Source organism: Microcoleus sp. F10-B2, from assembly GCF_036704965.1.
Classification (GTDB): domain Bacteria; phylum Cyanobacteriota; class Cyanobacteriia; order Cyanobacteriales; family Microcoleaceae; genus Microcoleus.
Window position 1 is genome coordinate 24,036 of record NZ_JAUBTB010000051.1, and the last position, 17,762, is coordinate 41,797.

Sequence of the window (17,762 nt, forward strand, 5' to 3'; positions counted from 1 at the left end):
TTAATTACTCACTTTTTCTCCAGTATTGTGCGTCCCAGGAATCTTATTGCCAAATTCATCGCGTGTTTTGACCAAGCTGCCATCTTTGTCAAGACGCAAACCTTTGTTTATTTTTCGGCCATCTGAACCGTATCTGGGAGCTGGGGTGCGTACAACTTCACCATCAGGACGGATATTGACTCGCGAACGATCGGCAAATTCGTATTCAAGATAACCCCCTTCAGTAGTTCTGATTTCTGCACCCAGCCCGCGCAAAAAGTCATCGACTTCTTGGCGAGTCATCCCGGTTAAGTCTCCAAACTCAGAAGCAATTCCATTTCCTCCCACTCCCTGACTCGGCACGCAAGTCTCCTCACCAACCATTGCTTATTGGAGTTTAGCACGGTTGAAGAATCGGAACAAGGAAGTTCGGCAACGGATTCGCTTTCTGAGGATGTAACGGATGGATGGAAGAATGAAGAAGGAAAAAGGAAGAATCATTCCTCAAACTCGCAATGGCTAATACCAATGCCCAATGCTTTTTTGCCCAATTACCAATTACCAATTCCCAAAACAAATAGGGCGCGCACCGCACGCCCTATTTATCAGCAATTAGCCAACAATTATTTATTAGCCGAGTTGAACTTTAACCACGCGGTTCTTTTCCGCTTCCGCTTTGGGCAAATTCAGGTGCAAAACTCCATTTTTGTACTCAGCTTCTACGCTGTCATTTTGAATCCGCGCAGGTAGGGGAATCACCCGGCGGAACGAACCGTAGCGGAACTCAGAGCGAGTCATGCCTTTATCTTCACTCTTAGTTTCCAGACGGCGTTCGCCGCTAATAGCAACAGCTTCTGCGGTTACTTGTACGTCCAAATCCTTAGCTTCCATGCCCGGAACTTCTAATTTAAGGTGGATGGCTTCGGGAGTTTCATCGAGTTCGGCGGGGGGTACAAAAGCAACACCGTTAGATGCGCGATCGGTTGCCGGAGTCAAGCTATCAAACAACCGATTCATTTCTCGCTGCAAGGAGTCCATTTCCCGCAAAGGTTCCCAACGAATAAGTGCCATAACTAATACCTCGACTATCTGAATTTTTTAGGGTTGAGAAACACTTGACTCAACCTGTATTTAATATATTCCAGCTCGCGAAACTGGGGGATTCGGTTTTCCGCAAAAGCGCCGATCGCATTTCCGAACATTCGCGATCGGTATTGTAAAATCCTCCCAGGTGCGGGTATCCGATCAAACCCGAACCCAGCAATTTTAGATTTTAGATTCGAGCGAGGAATTCCCATCTAAAATCCAAAATCGAAGGTTCGATTAACTCCACCGCGAATGCTGATAAGAAGCGTAGGTATCAAACAAAGCACCCACCAAACCAAAAGTTAGACCGATAACTAAAAATCCCTGGAGGGGACATCCGCTGCCGAAAGTAGCTAAGAACTGCAAAATCAGGTCTTCTCCAGAACGACCGACCCCTTGGAGAGCAGGCACAAGACGGATCAAGGAAAAGCTAGTCAATCCCGCGCCGATTAACAATATGGGGGCGACAAAGCTCAACAGGCTGGTTAGCAGTACAGAGCGAAGAAAATTGGGAAAAATGCTCATAAGAGTCAGTAAATTCAGCTAAACTGCCGAAAGGTACAAGCAAACAAAACTTGTCCTTTTCTACGATAGGCAGCGATCGCCGTCAGTGGCCGATTCTGTCAGAAATCTTAAATGTTATAGAAAAAACTTGTTTAAGATTTGTACATAGATTTCATTTTTGGCAGTTGTTCTATACTCGAAATCCTCTTGAGCACCACTACATCTTCGAGCCTCAGTTTGTGGAGTCAGCGGTTGCTGGCAGCAATTTTATTGGGCGGCCAAGTCATGCTGCACTTGCTGAAGGGCAAAATTCACCGGCGCAACACCCTCGACCAAATGGCAGCAGTCGGCCCGGAATCTCTGCTGATTGCTTTGCTGACTGCGGGTTTTGTCGGCATGGTATTTACTATTCAGGTAGCCAGGGAGTTTATTAACCTCGGTGCCGGCAATGTCGTCGGCGGCGTTTTGGCTTTGTCTTTGGCTCGCGAACTAGGCCCCGTCTTAACAGCCGTGATCGTGACGGGACGGGTAGGTTCGGCTTTTGCGGCGGAAATCGGCACGATGCAGGTAACAGAACAGATAGATGCCCTGCTGATGCTCAGAACAGACCCGATCGACTATTTAGTCATTCCCCGCGTCCTGGCTTGCTGTTTGATGCTGCCAATTTTAACCATCATGTGTCTCGTCACCGGCATCGTCGGCGGACTGCTGATTGCTACGACGATGTACGGCATCTCTCAAAGCGTGTTTTTAGAATCAGTCCGCAATTTCCTGAGTCTGTGGGATATTTGCAGCGCAGCTATTAAAGCTTTTGTGTTCGGTGGTTTGATTGCTGTAATTGGCACTAGCTGGGGTTTGACCACCACCGGCGGGGCAAAAGGCGTCGGTCAATCGACTACTACGGCGGTGGTGACGGCTTTACTGGCTATTTTTATTTTTAACTTTTTCCTGACTTGGCTGATGTTTCAGGGGACGGGATCTAGCGTACTCAAAGGCTTGTAAGCTAAGAAACAGATAAAATATGAATAATTGGCAACATTCGCTTACTACCCTTGATTTAAACCCGTGACTACAACTGCCTCTTCGACTGCGCCGGCAAATACGATCGAACTCGCTCCGAGTTATGCGCTTCCCCTAGCTTTGGTACTGGCCGCGGTACCGCTGCTGTTCGTGCAGAAGTGGGCGAGTTTGTCGGTTTCGCTGTTCGGCTTGTTTCTGATGTACCAAGCCGCCACTCTCCGGCTGCAATTTACCCCAACCGATTTGGACATTTATCGAATGTCCAAATTAATCCGCCGCTTTCCTTACCGAGAATGGCAAAATTGGCGGATATTGTGGCCCGCTGTGCCGATTTGGTTTTACTTCAAAGAAATTAACAGCATTCACTCTTTCCCGATTCTATTCGATCGTAAAATGCTACAGACCTGCTTAGAACAGCGCTGTCCCCGTCAAGACTAAAAAAGTTGTTAATTTTAAATTTTTAACTTTTCCGTGCCCTACGCCGAACCAAATTTCCCATGAATTCAGACGAATCTCCAACTCAAGAACCGCAAGCACAACCAGACGCGCCCACCGCTGACGGCGAAGTCAATTTACCCGTGAATCAGAGGGAGTACCAACTTCCATCTCAAACACGGGATTTGTCGATCGAGCTTCAGGAGTCCGCCGCCCAACTCCCGGGCGAAACAGACGCGCCGCTGGGCGAGGCAGATGCCGAAATCGCCGAATTCGTGAACGAAGCAGGCGCACTCGCCCAAATCGGGTCCAATACCGAGGATCGCGAATCAGAAAGTCCCATCGCTCAAATCGATCCTCCAAGCGACTCCCCGCCACCAGCAACCGCAGACACGGTAACGCGCATCTCGGAAAATGTTACCGAACAGTTGGCAGAGAGAGTCAAACAATTGCAGCACCAAGAACAAAATTTGACTGAAAGAATTGCCGCCTTGGAAGCCGACAAAGCCAAGGCCTTAGAAGCGTTGGGCGAGGCTCAAGCATCGATCGGGCGTTTGGTACAAGACGGCTTGATTCAATTAGATCAGCGCAAACAAGCGCTGCAAATCGAAGTAGAAAAACTCGAAAGGCGGCGCGATCGAATTCAAAAGGAAATGCGAACCACTTTTGCCGGGGTTTCCCAAGATTTGGCAATTCGAGTCCAGGGTTTCAAAGACTATCTTGTCGGCAGTTTGCAGGATTTGGCCGCTACCGCCGAATTCTTAGATTTGACGCCACCGGTGCAAGAAACCCCCAAGCAAATTCCTGCTGAGGAGTCTCAATCCTCAGCACCGGTAACTCCCAGATTTGCCGAACAAGGATTTCAAGAACAAGCCAAACAAATTCGCCGCACCCTCGACCAATATCGCACTGTCCCCGACTACTACGGCCCGCCTTGGCAACTCCGCCGCACTTTTGAACCCATCCACGCGGAACGAGTTTCTAACTGGTTTTTCACTCAAGGAGGAAGAGGTGCTTTGCGCACTATGGGTTCGCGCTTGCAAAATATCTTGATTACTTCGACAATTATTTCTGTGCTCAGAAGCGTCTACGGTGCACGGGTGCGGACTTTGGTGCTCGCCAACAGTCCCGAACGTTTGGGAGAGTGGCGCCGGGGTTTGCAGGACTGTTTGGGCATTACTCGCAGCGATTTTGGCCCGGAACGCGGAATTATTATGTTTGAGTCTGCGGAAGCTTTGGCTCAAAAAGCCGATCGACTGGTGAAAGATGGCAAATTGCCACTAATTGTCATTGATGAAACTGAGGATTTAATTAGTTTGTCAATGCTGCAATTTCCGATGTGGCTAGCTTTTGCTTCTGACCCGCAAAGTTTGACGACGGCTAAAGAATTTTGAGCAATTCCGGGCGAATAAAATTCCCTGCTATACAAACAAAGTCCGCCGGCGGGGACTGAATAAACTCCAGGTGAAATTAACCGGAATTGCTTCTTCCTTATTCCATCCATCGAGCGAATCCGTTGCCGAACTTCCTTCTCCTGTACAACAAATTTCAAATAAAAAAATGGCTAGCTGGATAATTTTAAATGGCGCATTGCTAATAGCAGCTTATCTGCTGGGATCGATTCCGACTGGGTACGCCTTGGGGAAATGGATGCTGGGAATTGATATTCGAGAGGTTGGTTCGGGTTCGACTGGTGCGACTAACGTACTGAGGACTTTGGGGAAGTGGCCGGGGTTGGGGGTGTTGCTGGTTGACGTGTTGAAGGGGGTAAGTGCGATCGTCCTGATCCGCTACATTTACTCGCTCAATTTTACCCAGCAGCTAGCAACCGCCGCAGGTTTAGAAAATACTGCAACTGTCATCCCTTGGATGGCAACTTTGGCGGGTTTCTCTGCTGTTTTGGGCCACAGCAAATCAATCTGGCTGGGGTTTACCGGCGGTAAATCTGTGGCTACGAGTTTGGGAGTTTTGCTCGGTTTGTACTGGCCTGTTGGTTTGGGAACTTTCGGAATTTTTGGTATAGTATTTGCAGTGTCGCGAATTGTCTCTTTGAGTTCGATTATCGGGGCAATTAGCGTTGCTGGATTGATGTTTGCTTTACATCAACCGCTAGCTTATGTATTGTTTGGAATTGCGGGCGGTGTGTTTGTAATTGTGCGGCATCGCAGCAACATTCAGCGGCTGCTGAACGGTACTGAACCGAGGATTGGGCAGAAATTGGAAACAGCAGCTAGCGATAATTAATCCCATTTTATCCCCCAGATTCCATAAATAAACCCGCAATTTTATGTAACTTAGCTGTCTCAAATCCGGCTTTTGTAGAATGTGTTGCAACGCATCCTACAGGTCAGAATCCCTGAACAGAGATAATGCTGTTTTGGAGTTGACTGGGCGTTACACTATCAACAAAACCTATTAAGTCTCCTGAACTCCTGAGTTTGATGAGAGTACCTGAACTCACAAAAGTTAAAGGATTTAAAAGATCCGCTGGGTAGACAATGCGTTTCGTAGCTTCTGAAAAATCAAAATCTTGTAACAGTCGCACATTTGTCAAGTTATCCAAAACTATATCGTTAACAGTCAAACCGTCTGCTAATCCAATCCTATCTAAACCGACTCGGAAACGTCTAATGAAATCGGTGTTATTGATATCAGTAACTCCTGACTCTATTTGGAGGACGTATAAGTTACTTCCACTGGTTTTCAGCGAAGTATCATAATCCAGGCTTGAGAACCAGTCTCGACCCAAACCTCCAATCAAAGTGTCATTCCCGTTACCGCTGTATAAAATATCATTGCCTCTACCGCCCAATAAAATATCATCTCCTGCTTCACCGATAATCCAATCTGCATCTTGACCGCCGCTGAGACAGTCATTTCCCTCGCCTCCCGATAGGTCATCTTTCCCTTTTCCCCCCAATAAAGAATCGTTGCCAAAGTATCCTTCTAGCGCATCTTCCCCGTCATTGCCAAATATCAAATCGCCGATTGTTGAGCCGAATACTGTATCGTCACCTCCAAGCATCCAGACTCCTGAAGGGAAATTAGTTACACCTCCGAATCTAGAATTATCCACGAATAAATCAGCGTATTCGGATGTATTGTCGCCAATTAATCGAGGCACTCCTGATGGATCTGTTTGTAAAGCCATAAAATATTTTATCCCTAAAATCTCAGATGCCAAGATTATTAAATAAGCCATTCTCAAAGTCAATTCATATATTCATAACTTTGAGTTCATAAAAGTCATAACTTTGAGTTCATAAAAGTCATATTTGTGGTACGCTCGACACCAACGAGTGCAGCGAGTTAAGGGGATGGAACAATTTATGTGTCTGAATCCAGGGGATATTCTGCGCGATCGCTACCGAATTATCGCTAAATTAGGTGAGGGAGGGTTTGCTAAAACCTATACCGCTAACGACGCTTTGGGCAGCCCCGAAAATCCCCTGTGCGTCGTCAAGGAAATTCCGCCTCCTGAATCTAACGATGAAGGGCTGTTGGAGGAAGCACAACAGCAATTTGAAAAAGAAGCTAAAACCCTGAAGTATCTCGATAAGTGTCCGCAGATTCCCAAGTTGATCGAGCACTTTCTGGAACAGGGAAAATTTTACTTAATTCAAGAATACATCGAAGGCAATCCGCTCAACAAAGAACTCGCATCTCTCAGGCAGTTTCAGGAGTCAGCAGTTATTGATTTATTGCTGGACATTTTGTCAGTTTTAGAGTGCGTACACTCTCAAGGTATTATTCACCGAGATATTAAACCGTCAAACTTAATCAGACGCAAGCTTGACGGCAAAATTGTGTTAATTGATTTTGGGGCAGTCAAAGGTATTAGTAATTTGGCGATCGAGGGCGGTCAAATAACTCAAACTCGCGCCGTTGGTACAGAGGGTTATATGCCAGCCGAACAGTGGACAAATCAGCCCAGATTTAACAGCGATATCTATGCTGCGGGAATCATCGGCATTCAAGCGATCGCAGGATTAGATATTGAAGACTTTTTTAATGATAAAAAAACTGGGGAACTCGTCTGGCACTATTCAAGTGACGATCGCCCGATGGTACAAATTAGCGACAAGCTGAAAAAAGTTTTAAATAAGATGGTGCGCTACCACTTTAACGATCGCTATCAATCTGTTGCTGAAGTGTTGCAGGATTTGCGTGAAGCGAAGCTATCCCGTAGGGAATCGCTAACAGCGTTGCACTCACCTGCGCCCCCTTCACAACAACCTCTGCTGCCGAAGCCTCAACGCCAATGGCAAGACACGTTGAGAGTCTGCTTGCCGATCGCGATCACAGGATTCCTCGGGCTAGCAGCATTTTTAATACACAAAATTTTCACACCTCAAACTTGTCCTTTAATCCAGGGAGATGCTGTGAGTTGCGGCGAGGAAATCCTCATCAAAACATCTGCTTCTAGATTAAAACAAAGGGGAGTTAATGACTTTTTTGCTTCAAATTATCAATCAGCTTTTACTTTATTAAAACACTCGTGGAACGAAGAAGAACGCAAAGACCCAGAAACTTTAATTTACATGAATAATGCCCTTTTGAAGGCAAAAAAAGCTGATTACTACACCCTGGCAGTTGCCGTTCCCATTAGCAACAGCGAAGGAGGTACTGTCAATTCGGATTTGGCTAGAGAAATGTTGCGCGGCATTGCCCAGGCTCAAACAGAAGTCAACCTAGGACTCTTTAATTCCGATCGCCATAACGACTTTCCAGGTCAAGATTTTTTAGCAGGTAAAGACATTAAGGGCAAGGGTATTAGAGTCATTATCGCTGACGATGCCAATCTGAAAGCAGAGGCAAAAGCTAGGGCCTCTTCACTCGTCAAGCAAACCGAGATTTTGGGTGTCGTCGGTCACTATACTAGCGAGATGACTGTGAATGCAGTCGATACTTATGACGAAAATCACTTAGTCTTAATTTCGCCGGGGAGTACAACGGAACAATTAACAGAACAACGTCGGAAGTTTTTCTTTCGCACTGTCCCTAGACATCAAATTACTGCTGAAAACTTCAAGAACTATCTGATTGAAAACGCAGGTTCCAAAAACGCGGCGGGTTTCTACTGTCCTGAGATTCAAGCTACTTCTTCATTGTGGGAAGAATTCAGAAAACAGTTTAGACAAGCAGGAGGAAATATTTTAAGCATCACTGAATTCAATTTGTGTAAGAAAAATTTTAACGTTGAACTAGCATTACAAGAAATCGAGCGAACCGAGAAAACAGCGATCGTCTTAAGTACGAGTCATGTCCCGGATGCAGTCAAAAATGCGATGGCACTTATTAAAGCCAATGGCGATCGCAATTGGGTAGTGGGAACCGGGGGAATCTACAGCCAGAAAACCTTAGAAACTGCCTCCCAGTTACCGTCTTTTGAGAAACTGGTGACATCATCCTCTTGGCATCCCTTAGCTGCTCCCAACCCCAACCCCACATTTGCCGAAAATGCTCGAAAGCTTTGGGGAGGAAACGTCAACCACCGCAGTGCTTTAACCTACGATGCAACTCTGACGCTAATTACAGCAATAGAAATGCAACAGCAACCCAGTCGCGAAGGGATGCAGAAAACTATTGCGAGTCAGGGTTTTAGCGCCACAGGAGCAACCGGAACTATTGAGTTTGATGCGAAGGGCGATCGCCAAAATTTTCGACCGGAGTTAGTGCATATTGTCAAGTGTGAGAAAGAAAAGTTTGGCGTTACATTTGTTCCCGTCAAGTATCCGACGGCAAAAGCGGCAGGTTTAAAGTGCGATTGAACTCGTTTCTGATTGTTTCTGTGCGTTATTCCTGACTTATTTGCCCAATTCTTGAGAACGCAAACAAGCTGCTTTCACGGCTTCGATCAGCGCAGAACGAAAGCCGTTACTCTCTAATTTAGCAATTCCGGCAATAGTTGTGCCGCCGGGACTCGTAACTCGATCTTTCAATTCTGCCGGGTGCATTCCCGTTTCTTGCAATAGTTTCGCCGTACCGAATACAGTTTGCACTGCTAATTGAGAGGCGATCGCCCGCGGCAAACCAGCACAAACTCCGCCATCTGTCAAGGCCTCAATCAAAATTGCTACATAACCGGGCCCGGAACCCGAAAGCCCCGTCACCGCATCCAGCATACTCTCAGGCACTTCTACCACTTCTCCCACGGCCTGAAAGATGCGCTTTACCAATTCTAAATCAGCCGGTTGAACGAGTTTTCCCGGAGCGATCGCGCTCATTCCCGCTCCTACCGTTGCCGGAGTATTCGGCATCACCCGCAGCACTCCCCGCCCCGGGAACGCGGGTTCGAGCTTGCTGAGCGGCACTCCAGCCAAAATCGACACTACCACCGCTTCTGGCTGCGAATTAGCCGTTTCTCCATTATTTCCCTGTTTGCGATCGGCCGCCACGGCCAACTCCAAAGCTACCGTATCAAAAACTTGCGGTTTAATTGCCAAAAACAGCACTTCTGTAGCGGCAGCAACTTCTAGATTGCTGGCTGTTGTTCCAATTCCGTATTTCTCAGTTAAAAACTCGCGGCGCTTTACCCCAGGCTCGCTCACCAATATTTCTGAAGGCAAATAAACTTTTTCTTCTATTAAACGGGATAAGAGAGCTTCTCCCATTACCCCGCCGCCGATCGTACCAAATTTTATGTTAGTCATTAGTCATTAGTCAGTTGTCATTAGTCATCAGTCATCAGTCAACAGTGCTAATTTATAGGGTGCGTCGCCCGAAACAATCTGCAAGTTCCATCGAACATCTCAGAGCGACGCACCTTACTATTTTATGTTAGTCATTAGTCATTAATTATTAGTTGCCATTAGTTATCAGTCAACTGTCTTAGCTAAGAGTTAAGCGCCCAAAACTAAGGAATACAAAATTCAGGAGCTGGCTAGTTAAAAGCTGACTTGCTAATAACTAAAGACTAAAGACAGATGACTAATGACTAATAACTGCTGACTGCTGACTACTGAGCGATTTGAGCTTGTTCTGCCGGCCAGACTGTCGGCGCAGGAGCAGCAGCGCGGGGCCGTCCTTGAGCCGGAGGCACTTCGTGAACCACACCAGACTGAGTTCTCACCTGCACGCAGCTAGGCGTAAACAAGAAAATACTTTCGCCAATTCGCTCTTGATGGCCGTCAAGGGCGTAAGTACCGCCCGCCACAAAGTCCACAGCTCTTTGCGCTTGGTCTGGGTCCATCACCGTTAGGTTCAAAACCACAGACTTCCGTTCTTTAAGAGCTCGAATTGCTGCCGGCATCTCTTCAAAAGTGCGCGGCTCCATGACTACTACTTCCGAAATCCCGTTCATAGCTCCAGGCATTCCAATCACGTTATTCATTACTGACCCTACTCCCCCGGTTGGTGCAACAACATCCGTACCTGTCGATCCTACTACTGACCGCTCTCGCATTCTGCGATTTTGGCGACGTTCTTCTTCTGCGGCTGCGGCAGAGGCTGCGTTCGGTTCAGGCGGTTGGTAGACGTTCTGAAAGCGATCGCCTTCGGTTTCGTCGTACTCGTAATCGTACTCAGGCTCATTGGGGAAGCCTACAAAATCTCGTAGCTTAGAAAAAATGTTCACCATTTAAGCTCCTTCACGACTGTGCTGCCCCGACTATAACTCGCGTTGCGGGTTAGTCGCGGGTGGCTAACTACTCTATTTTTAACCCAAGTTGTCCTCTTCTAGAGCCAAACAAGCTTGTTCCTAGCCGTACCATAGTAGCACCTGCTTGAATTGCCAAATGATAATCTCCCGACATCCCCATTGAGAGCTGCTGCATTTGAATGCGGGGCAAATTTTGCCGATCGATTTTGTCAGCAAGTTCGCGGGTGCTGTTAAACAATTCTAAGATTTGCGAGTCATCTAATCCCAGCGGAGGTATTGTCATCAAACCTTGAATTTTGATATGCTGACATTTGTTGAGTTCTGGGAGGTCGGCAAGCAGTTCTGGGACGCTCCAGCCGTATTTGTCCGGGTCGGGCAACATTTTGACTTGCAGGCAGACTTCGGGACAGCAGGACTGTTCGCCCGCCAAGCGCGAGAGCCGAGTCGCGAGTTTTAAGTTGTCGAGAGAGTGAATCCACTGGAAATGCTCTAGGGCCTTGGCTGCTTTGTTGGCTTGCAAGTGACCGATCAAATGCCAGTTGATATCCGGCAAATCTTGCAGTTGGCTTTGTTTTTCGGCAGTCTCTTGAACCTTACTCTCGCCAAAATCCCGGATGCCGGCTTCGTATGCTTCGCGGATAGCATCAGTCGGTACCTGTTTGGTAACGGCAATTAACCGCACGGATTCCGGCAACTGTTGGCGAATGCTGTTAATTCGAGAGGCAATGGTCATGGGTGCTCAACGCTGGGAACTAGAGGTTAGGAAAATTAAGACAGTTACTAATTACCAAATTACCAATTACCGATTGCTAATTACTGATTTTCGCTATTGAAATGTGCGCTTGTGAATCGCCTGCAATTGGTCGTACTCCTGATATTGACCGCTGCGACGCAGGGTTCGCAGGCGAATTTCGACCATGAGGCGAGCGTCGGAGCGACTGATGGGTTCAAATCTCAGACCGCCAGGGCCGTTTGTTACCAAAAAAAACAGGCGCTGGGCGTATAGGGTGGTAAATAATTCTTGGCTGTCTTCAACCTGGGATACCCTGAAGAGGAGGCCAAAGTTTGGATGATTCAGGTAAGTTTCAGTAGTCATTCAGGTTTACAGTCGGTCAATTTTAGATTAAAGATTTCGATTTTAGATTTTAGTTTCGGTGTTTGTGGGGACGGGGTTGTTTGAGAGGGGGGTACAAAGGGCGATCGCCGTAGCCGTACAATAGTCTCCGTCATGGCTGAGGCTCAATTGCCACTGGCAATTTCCCCAAACAGAGGCTCGTGCTGCGGCAGTTCCGTGCAGTTGCACGTTTGGAGCACCGTTTTCGGAGCGCCGAATTTCGACATCTGCATACCGTATTCCCCGCCATCCCGTCCCTAGAGCTTTGACAACGGCTTCTTTTGCCGCCCACCGCCCCGCTAGTTGGTTGCAGGAAACTCGATTCATTTTACCTTTAATGCTGCTGTCTTGAGAATTTAGTTGCCCGCAGTCTCTTTGTTCGGTGGGGGTGTAAACTTTTTCTAGGAAGCGATTGCCAAAGCGGTCTAATGCCGATTGAATGCGCGGAACATATACGATATCTGTCCCGAGATAGATGTTCAAGGTCTTGGTTCTCTAAATCTTTGTCTCCATTACTTTAGCAGGACACTCGGGTACAACACAAAACTTACTCAAATGTAGGCTCGTGCTCCAAAACCATATCAAATCAGTCATTTCCAATTCTTCAAGATTATTCAATCTAAAATCTAAAATCTAAAATCTAAAATCTTAACTGTCCCAACCCCAAACCAAGCGGGCGCTCCAGAGGAGGAGCAAGCAGCCGAGGGCGATCCAGTCTCGGATTTTCAATTGCAACTGATGCCATTCTACACGGTGTCGATCGGGACTGGTGAAGCCGCGAACTTTCATGGCGCTGGCTATTTGTTCGGCTCGCAGGAGCAAGTTTTCTAACAGCCGCTCGGCTATCATCAACCAAACTTGAGCGGCGCGGCGAAATCCGAGTTTTTTCCAGTTTATCGCTCGGGTTCTGACCGATCGCACTAAATTTTGTATTTCTTCCAATACTAGGGGAATGAAGCGCAAAGATAACGTTAATGTTAGTGCTATTTCGGTAACAGGCCAGTTCAAGCGGCGCAGAGGTTGCATTAAGTTTTCGATCGCGCTGGTGATTTCTTCACTGGCTGTGGTAAGGAGGTAGAGGTTGGTGCTGTAAATTACTGTGAAAAATAGGGTGCTGACGTTGATAGCTAAATCTAGGGATTTGCGGGTGATTTTAATCGGGCCTTGTTTGAATAAAACGTAACTGTAGTTTGTGGGTTGGGGGAGGGAATTTTGGATTTTGGATTTTGGATTTTGGATTGGGGATTTCCCGCCTAAATTAAAGGGATTGTACCAGGGTTTTTTGGGGGATGGCGGTGGGAGGGTTGTCGGCTGTTGAGAAAAGGTTAATTCGTCGGCTGGGAGGCGGGGCTGGTGTTCTGATGGGAGTGCGTCGGGGGCGATCGCGCTGATGCAAAATACTAATAGGCAGAATAGCAGCAGCATTCCCATTTGCTGTTTCCACACGCGCAAGGGAATTGCTGCTGTTAGTGTCAGTACGATTAACATTCCTACTAGCATCAACCGCCAGATGGGATTGGCGAGTATTGGCGCAATCAGAAATGTCATCAACCAGGCTAATTTTACGCGGGAGTCTAGCCGGTGAAGCCAGGTTACGGGTTGTTCTAGGTAGAGTCCGATAGGAAGCGAGCGAAGTAAGTCCATCTTTTAGATTTTAGATTTTAGATTTTAGATTTTAGATTGAGGGATTGATTGATTGAGGGATTGATTGATTGAGGGATTGATTGATTGATTGAGGGATTGTTTGATTGAGGGATTGATTGATTGAGGGATTGATTGATTGAGGGATTGATTGACGAATTGATTGACGAATTGATTGACGAATTGTTTGATTGACGAATTGATTGACGAATTGATTGACGAATTGATTGAGGAATTTATTGAGGGATTGAGGGATTGATTGATTCAGGGATTGATTGATTCAGGGATTGATTTTTGAAGAAAATTATTTGACTGAGTAATTGATTTATTGAGGGAGGATTATTTGATAGTTTGATTTTTGATTGAAATTTCGGTTGGGGATTTGACATTGTTTTATTTTCGATTGGCTGTTGGGTTTTTAGCAATTAAAGTTTTAATGGATGCAACTGTCATCGCTAAAATTTCATTCGTTTCTGACATGATACTTTTCAATTTAGTGGCATCAACCAATTCAGCTTCAACTATTAGCTCCATCCAGTAAAGACTTTCATCCGCTTCTTCTTCCACTATCCTGAGTTTAGAAATTAAGTCGGCTGTTGACTTAGCACGACAAGCCGCTCGATAATTGGCTCCTACAGAAGTTGCTGAACGTATTAACTGCTTGCCAATTACCTGAGAAGCTGAGCCTTTTGGCAGCGCATCTACTAGCTTAATAACTCTCAATGCTAGCTGCTTTGTTCTTCTTTTAAACTCTTGTTCGTCCACCTTGCGATTTTAGATTTTAGATTGTTTGATTTGGAATTGTTTCAAATACCAAGTAATTGAATTGCCAAGAGGCGAAGGAAGACAAAAGAAAAAAATCGCAACTTAATTATACCATTAAACTGCGTTTTCTCTTCAATCTAAAATCCAAAATCTAAAATCTAAAATCACTTCACGCGCAGTGCTCTGTTGGTTGTGCTCATTTCGGTGGCACGAACTTTTTTGCCTCTCCAAAGCAGCCGCATTGGTGTACCGGTAAAGCCGAGGTGTTTGCGGAATTGGCTTTCCATGTAGCGGCGGTAATTTTCGGTGAAGCGTTTGGGATCGTTGACAAATAGGGCGATTGTCGGTGGCTGCGATCGCACTTGAGTACCGTAATAGATTTTGCCTTGTTTTCCTTGGCGGGTAACTGGGGCTGAGTGCCAGGTTGTGGCTTCTTCTATGACTTCGTTAATGACGGCGGTAGTGACGCGGCGCTTGTGTTCGTCGGAGGCTTTGTCTACTAATTCAATGATTTTTTCAACTCGCTGTCCGCTCATAGCGCTAACAAAAATCATTTCTGCCCAGTCGAGGAAATAAAGTCGGGTTCTTACTTCTCTTTCGTACTCGTAGATGGTGTCGGAGTCTTTTTCTACTGCGTCCCATTTGTTGACGACTATGATACAGGCTCGACCTTCTTGGCTGATGCGATCGGCTAATTTTTGGTCTTGATCGGTAACGCCGTCTATTGCGTCAATTACTAACAGTATGACGTTGGCGCGGCGGATGGCTTTGAAAGCGCGGTTGATCCCGAAAAATTCTGCGCCGTATTCGACGTTTTTCTTTTTGCGGATTCCTGCGGTGTCGATCAAGCGGTAGGTTTGACCGTTGCGTTCTACTAAGGTGTCGATCGCGTCGCGGGTAGTGCCGGAAATCGGGCTGACTATGGCGCGGTTTTCTCCGAGAAATGCGTTTAACAAACTCGATTTTCCGACGTTGGGACGACCGATAATTGCTACTTTAATTTCCTCAACTTCTGGTAATGCTTCCGTGGGAAGGTAAGTAATTAATTTGTCTAGCAATTCGCCGGTGCCGTTGCCGTGAATGCCGGAAATTGGGTAAGGTTCTCCCAGTCCCAATTGCCAAAAGTCGGCTGCTTGGGTGAGCCCTGTATTTTCGGATTCGCATTTGTTGACGGCGAGAATGACTGGGACTTTTTGCAGTCTCAGCCAAGATGCGATCGCTTCGTCGCCGCCGGTGAGCCCGGTTTGTCCGTCTACTACGAAAATTGCTGCGCTGGCTTCTGCGAGGGCCGCCATTGCTTGTTCGCGAATTAAAGGCAGAAATTCTGTTTCGTCGTCGAATACTAACCCGCCGGTGTCTACGACTTGATATTCCCGATCGCCCCAGTATGCTGGTCTGTAAGTGCGATCGCGCGTGATTCCCGGTTCGTCGTGGACGATCGCGTCTTGGGTGTTGGCTAAACGGTTGACGATCGTCGATTTGCCTACATTGGGGCGTCCAATAATAGCAACTATAGGTAGAGACATAAAAGTAGCAGCAATTAGGCTGCGCTGTAATTTTGAGCTTTAATCTTTAATTATAAGGGAATGTCACTCAAATGGAAAGGCTTATTTCTGTATTCGGGTTAGCTGTTTTTGTCGGTTTGTCCTGCGCATTTTCTTGTCGTTCGGCGCGCTGTTAAGCGGCCACCCGTAGTGTGGGGAATTGCTTTGCAGCTAATTTTTGCAATTTACATTCTCAAAACTGCTCCTGGTTTGGCAGTCTTTAATTTTTTTAGAAATTTATTCCCCCTGTTTTTCAACCACTAAGGTGCAGCGTGCATCGAACCCTACTCTCAATGTTATTAAATAAAAGTTAAAATCTAAAATTTTAGAGTGAAACTGTGATAAATGTTTAATAAATTGTTAGACCAACTATCTATTTTTAGCGATCGGCTATTATTGAAAACAAGCAGGAGTTTAGTCTGTAACACTAGATGGAAGCAGTAAACTAAATTATCCTCAAAGCCAAATAAATAGGTGGTTTACAATGGCTGTTATGCAACTAGAAGACGGTAGGACATATAGGGATATTGAGGCGATCGCGAGCCAACTGGCTGTTTTAAATGTTCAGATCGATCGTCTGCCAACGAAGGAAAGTCCTGCGGTTCGAGAACTGCTAGTCCAAGACATCCTCAATGTAACAGAAAAACAGCAGATCCTCGCCGCATTTAATAGCGAGTTTGAACAGTTCAAACGTGCAGACGGATGTCAGTGGTGCGACTTGAAAGTGCTGCAACCGGGTTCGCCGCAGATTTATGCGCTGATGACTCAAAGCAATCGCACTCACACCCACACAGATCCAGAAGTTCTTCACATTTTAGCTGGGGAATGTGTTTTTGGGTTTGTGTATTCTAACGGCTCTCAGGTACAATTAATGTTGCAAGCTGAAGAATACATTAAAGTGCCGGCTAATACCGAACATTGGTTTTATCTCAGTCCGTCGCTGTACTTGAAAGCCGTGCAGTATTACACCACTGCTCAAGGGTGGGTTCCTCAGTATACTAACAGGAAACTAAAAATTACCAACTAAATATAAGGTGCGCAATGCGCACCTTTATCGATAAAAACAGGCGATTTAAATGGCGATTTTACAAACAAATTTCCTATCTAATAAACTCACCAATAAAGGATTAAATGCTATCCTATTCATTGGGTTCGGCAATTTCAATTTCTTCGCAGCGCTGCAAAAGCGCTTCTATTTCCTGAGCTAAAAAAATTACTTCCGGCCAAGAAGAACCGTTAATTAAATCTTGAGCGTGAGCTAATTTGTTTCTCAATGCTTCTGCTGACTTTAAAAAACGCTCTCCATAGCGTTTGGATTTGAGTCCCAGCCGATCGACTATTTCAGCAGAAGTCAGGATTAAATCTCGCTTGTCGCAGAATTGCAGGTAATCGATTAAGTCAATTGCTTCATTTCGCGATCGCCCCAATTCCCACAGGTGTTTTGCTGCTAAGATGCGATCGCCCTTAAGGAATTTTTGCCAAGAATCTTGGGGAAAGTAGATCCGCACGATCCGCAATAAATTCATTTCGAGAAGCGTCACCAATCCAAACAGCAGCATCCGCACCGGTGCTTTTTGTAAATCGCCGCAGGTAACAATCCCGTCGATCCTGTTGCTTTCCAATACAAATAATCTCGGTTTTTCTCGCAGCAGCGGCAGCAATTCCATCAAAGGAGTCGAAGCAGCAATTAATTGTGAGGGGTGAAAAATTTGCTGGTAGTCGCTGCACTTGCCTTTACCTAAGTGCGATCGTTCTACATAGCCGCAAACCGTGCCGTTTTCTTCGATACCCAGTACGTCAAAATCGCGGGCTTCCATCCACGATCGCAATTTGGCTGCATCTTCGCAAGCTGGGACAGATTTCAGCGGTTCCGCGAGGTATTTAACTGTAATGCTGTCTTTGAATAAATCCCGCAAGTCGGCGGAACTTGATTTTAAATGCTTCATCTCATGTCTGGTAATTTCATCGATCGTTGCGCGACAAGAGGACAATTAATATTGTAACTGCAAGTAGAGACGCAGCGTTACCGTGGGAGAATCTCAGTTTTGTAAAAAGCGTTTTTTAGGAGTGCGAA

At 46.2% G+C, this 17,762-nt stretch carries 20 protein-coding genes; 7 read left to right on the forward strand and 13 right to left on the reverse strand.

All coding sequences use genetic code 11. The annotated features are described in order from the left end of the window. The 3 genes from QUA99_RS19870 to QUA99_RS19880 all read right to left on the reverse strand — a co-directional run bounded on the left by QUA99_RS19870 (position 1) and on the right by QUA99_RS19880 (position 1,590). Positions 1-363, reverse strand: coding sequence for a hypothetical protein (locus QUA99_RS19870; protein ID WP_333240059.1), 363 nt, complete (start codon positions 361-363; stop codon positions 1-3). 246 nt (positions 364-609) lie between these two features. Beyond that, the gene (locus QUA99_RS19875) at positions 610-1,050 is read right to left on the reverse strand and encodes an Hsp20/alpha crystallin family protein (RefSeq protein WP_333240057.1); all 441 of its coding nucleotides are present in this window, start codon (positions 1,048-1,050) and stop codon (positions 610-612) included. Between the two features lie 252 nt (positions 1,051-1,302). Beyond that, positions 1,303-1,590, reverse strand: coding sequence for a hypothetical protein (locus tag QUA99_RS19880; RefSeq protein WP_333240055.1), 288 nt, complete (start codon positions 1,588-1,590; stop codon positions 1,303-1,305). 186 nt (positions 1,591-1,776) lie between these two features. Here QUA99_RS19880 and QUA99_RS19885 point away from each other — a divergent pair, with 186 nt between their 5' ends. From QUA99_RS19885 to plsY, 4 genes are all read left to right on the forward strand, one after another. Further along, complete coding sequence (locus QUA99_RS19885; RefSeq protein ID WP_333240053.1) at positions 1,777-2,571, forward strand: MlaE family lipid ABC transporter permease subunit; 795 nt, start codon at positions 1,777-1,779, stop codon at positions 2,569-2,571. A 63-nt stretch (positions 2,572-2,634) separates the two neighbouring features. Further along, the gene (locus QUA99_RS19890) at positions 2,635-3,027 is read left to right on the forward strand and encodes a DUF3119 family protein (protein WP_333240051.1); all 393 of its coding nucleotides are present in this window, start codon (positions 2,635-2,637) and stop codon (positions 3,025-3,027) included. 59 nt (positions 3,028-3,086) lie between these two features. Further along, the gene (locus QUA99_RS19895; protein WP_333240049.1) at positions 3,087-4,418 is read left to right on the forward strand and encodes a DUF3086 domain-containing protein; all 1,332 of its coding nucleotides are present in this window, start codon (positions 3,087-3,089) and stop codon (positions 4,416-4,418) included. 166 nt (positions 4,419-4,584) lie between these two features. Further along, entirely contained in the window at positions 4,585-5,268 is a 684-nt protein-coding gene (gene plsY / locus QUA99_RS19900) for a glycerol-3-phosphate 1-O-acyltransferase PlsY (protein ID WP_333240095.1), read from the forward strand. Positions 5,269-5,371: 103 nt separating this feature from the next. Here plsY and QUA99_RS19905 read toward each other — a convergent pair whose 3' ends face one another. After that, entirely contained in the window at positions 5,372-6,175 is an 804-nt protein-coding gene (locus QUA99_RS19905; protein ID WP_333240047.1) for a calcium-binding protein, read from the reverse strand. A 166-nt stretch (positions 6,176-6,341) separates the two neighbouring features. On the opposite strand from QUA99_RS19905, the gene QUA99_RS19910 reads away from it, so the two are divergent. Continuing rightward, complete coding sequence (locus QUA99_RS19910) at positions 6,342-8,795, forward strand: bifunctional serine/threonine-protein kinase/ABC transporter substrate-binding protein (protein WP_333240045.1); 2,454 nt, start codon at positions 6,342-6,344, stop codon at positions 8,793-8,795. A 36-nt stretch (positions 8,796-8,831) separates the two neighbouring features. On the opposite strand, the gene proC is transcribed toward QUA99_RS19910, so the two are convergent. The 8 genes from proC to der form a co-directional block, all read right to left on the reverse strand. Continuing rightward, on the reverse strand, positions 8,832-9,677 hold the full coding sequence (proC, locus tag QUA99_RS19915; protein WP_333240043.1) for a pyrroline-5-carboxylate reductase: 846 nt from the start codon (positions 9,675-9,677) through the stop codon (positions 8,832-8,834). Between the two features lie 305 nt (positions 9,678-9,982). Beyond that, positions 9,983-10,603 carry a cell division protein SepF gene (locus tag QUA99_RS19920; RefSeq protein WP_333240041.1) on the reverse strand — a complete coding sequence of 207 codons (621 nt, stop codon included), beginning with the start codon at positions 10,601-10,603 and terminating at the stop codon, positions 9,983-9,985. Between the two features lie 67 nt (positions 10,604-10,670). Beyond that, the gene (locus tag QUA99_RS19925; protein ID WP_333240039.1) at positions 10,671-11,357 is read right to left on the reverse strand and encodes a YggS family pyridoxal phosphate-dependent enzyme; all 687 of its coding nucleotides are present in this window, start codon (positions 11,355-11,357) and stop codon (positions 10,671-10,673) included. A 93-nt stretch (positions 11,358-11,450) separates the two neighbouring features. Then, on the reverse strand, positions 11,451-11,720 hold the full coding sequence (pipX, locus tag QUA99_RS19930; RefSeq protein ID WP_333240037.1) for a transcriptional coactivator PipX: 270 nt from the start codon (positions 11,718-11,720) through the stop codon (positions 11,451-11,453). Positions 11,721-11,762: 42 nt separating this feature from the next. Next, positions 11,763-12,221 (reverse strand): holo-ACP synthase, encoded by a 459-nt coding sequence (gene acpS / locus QUA99_RS19935; protein ID WP_333240035.1) that lies wholly within the window; start codon positions 12,219-12,221, stop codon positions 11,763-11,765. Between the two features lie 165 nt (positions 12,222-12,386). After that, positions 12,387-13,382, reverse strand: a complete 996-nt coding sequence (locus tag QUA99_RS19940) for an energy-coupling factor transporter transmembrane protein EcfT (protein ID WP_333240033.1) — start codon at positions 13,380-13,382, stop codon at positions 12,387-12,389. 390 nt (positions 13,383-13,772) lie between these two features. Beyond that, positions 13,773-14,144, reverse strand: coding sequence for a four helix bundle protein (locus tag QUA99_RS19945; protein WP_333211850.1), 372 nt, complete (start codon positions 14,142-14,144; stop codon positions 13,773-13,775). 164 nt (positions 14,145-14,308) lie between these two features. Continuing rightward, positions 14,309-15,670: a ribosome biogenesis GTPase Der gene (gene der / locus QUA99_RS19950; protein ID WP_333240032.1), complete on the reverse strand. Its 1,362-nt coding sequence runs from the start codon at positions 15,668-15,670 to the stop codon at positions 14,309-14,311. Positions 15,671-15,838: 168 nt separating this feature from the next. Between der and QUA99_RS19955 the strand changes: the two genes are divergently transcribed. Together QUA99_RS19955 and QUA99_RS19960 are read left to right on the forward strand one after the other, a co-directional pair. Beyond that, on the forward strand, positions 15,839-15,952 hold the full coding sequence (locus tag QUA99_RS19955; protein ID WP_333240094.1) for a Na+ dependent nucleoside transporter N-terminal domain-containing protein: 114 nt from the start codon (positions 15,839-15,841) through the stop codon (positions 15,950-15,952). 220 nt (positions 15,953-16,172) lie between these two features. After that, positions 16,173-16,715 carry an acireductone dioxygenase gene (locus QUA99_RS19960; protein WP_333240030.1) on the forward strand — a complete coding sequence of 181 codons (543 nt, stop codon included), beginning with the start codon at positions 16,173-16,175 and terminating at the stop codon, positions 16,713-16,715. Between the two features lie 112 nt (positions 16,716-16,827). On the opposite strand, the gene QUA99_RS19965 is transcribed toward QUA99_RS19960, so the two are convergent. Next, entirely contained in the window at positions 16,828-17,634 is an 807-nt protein-coding gene (locus tag QUA99_RS19965) for a hypothetical protein (RefSeq protein ID WP_333240028.1), read from the reverse strand. Positions 17,635-17,762 lie beyond the last annotated feature (128 nt).

What these genes read in the sequence shown, in the direction of transcription:
- QUA99_RS19895 (WP_333240049.1), top strand. Translation starts at nt 3,087, where the DNA reads ATGAATTCAGACGAATCTCCAACTCAAGAACCGCAAGCACAACCAGAC.
- pipX (WP_333240037.1), bottom strand. Translation starts at nt 11,720, where the DNA reads ATGACTACTGAAACTTACCTGAATCATCCAAACTTTGGCCTCCTCTTC.
- QUA99_RS19940 (WP_333240033.1), bottom strand. Translation starts at nt 13,382, where the DNA reads ATGGACTTACTTCGCTCGCTTCCTATCGGACTCTACCTAGAACAACCC.
- QUA99_RS19910 (WP_333240045.1), top strand. Translation starts at nt 6,342, where the DNA reads ATGGAACAATTTATGTGTCTGAATCCAGGGGATATTCTGCGCGATCGC.
- der (WP_333240032.1), bottom strand. Translation starts at nt 15,670, where the DNA reads ATGTCTCTACCTATAGTTGCTATTATTGGACGCCCCAATGTAGGCAAA.
- QUA99_RS19875 (WP_333240057.1), bottom strand. Translation starts at nt 1,050, where the DNA reads ATGGCACTTATTCGTTGGGAACCTTTGCGGGAAATGGACTCCTTGCAG.
- plsY (WP_333240095.1), top strand. Translation starts at nt 4,585, where the DNA reads ATGGCTAGCTGGATAATTTTAAATGGCGCATTGCTAATAGCAGCTTAT.
- QUA99_RS19965 (WP_333240028.1), bottom strand. Translation starts at nt 17,634, where the DNA reads ATGAAGCATTTAAAATCAAGTTCCGCCGACTTGCGGGATTTATTCAAA.
- QUA99_RS19880 (WP_333240055.1), bottom strand. Translation starts at nt 1,590, where the DNA reads ATGAGCATTTTTCCCAATTTTCTTCGCTCTGTACTGCTAACCAGCCTG.
- QUA99_RS19960 (WP_333240030.1), top strand. Translation starts at nt 16,173, where the DNA reads ATGGCTGTTATGCAACTAGAAGACGGTAGGACATATAGGGATATTGAG.
- QUA99_RS19925 (WP_333240039.1), bottom strand. Translation starts at nt 11,357, where the DNA reads ATGACCATTGCCTCTCGAATTAACAGCATTCGCCAACAGTTGCCGGAA.
- QUA99_RS19920 (WP_333240041.1), bottom strand. Translation starts at nt 10,603, where the DNA reads ATGGTGAACATTTTTTCTAAGCTACGAGATTTTGTAGGCTTCCCCAAT.
- QUA99_RS19905 (WP_333240047.1), bottom strand. Translation starts at nt 6,175, where the DNA reads ATGGCTTTACAAACAGATCCATCAGGAGTGCCTCGATTAATTGGCGAC.
- proC (WP_333240043.1), bottom strand. Translation starts at nt 9,677, where the DNA reads ATGACTAACATAAAATTTGGTACGATCGGCGGCGGGGTAATGGGAGAA.
- QUA99_RS19870 (WP_333240059.1), bottom strand. Translation starts at nt 363, where the DNA reads ATGGTTGGTGAGGAGACTTGCGTGCCGAGTCAGGGAGTGGGAGGAAAT.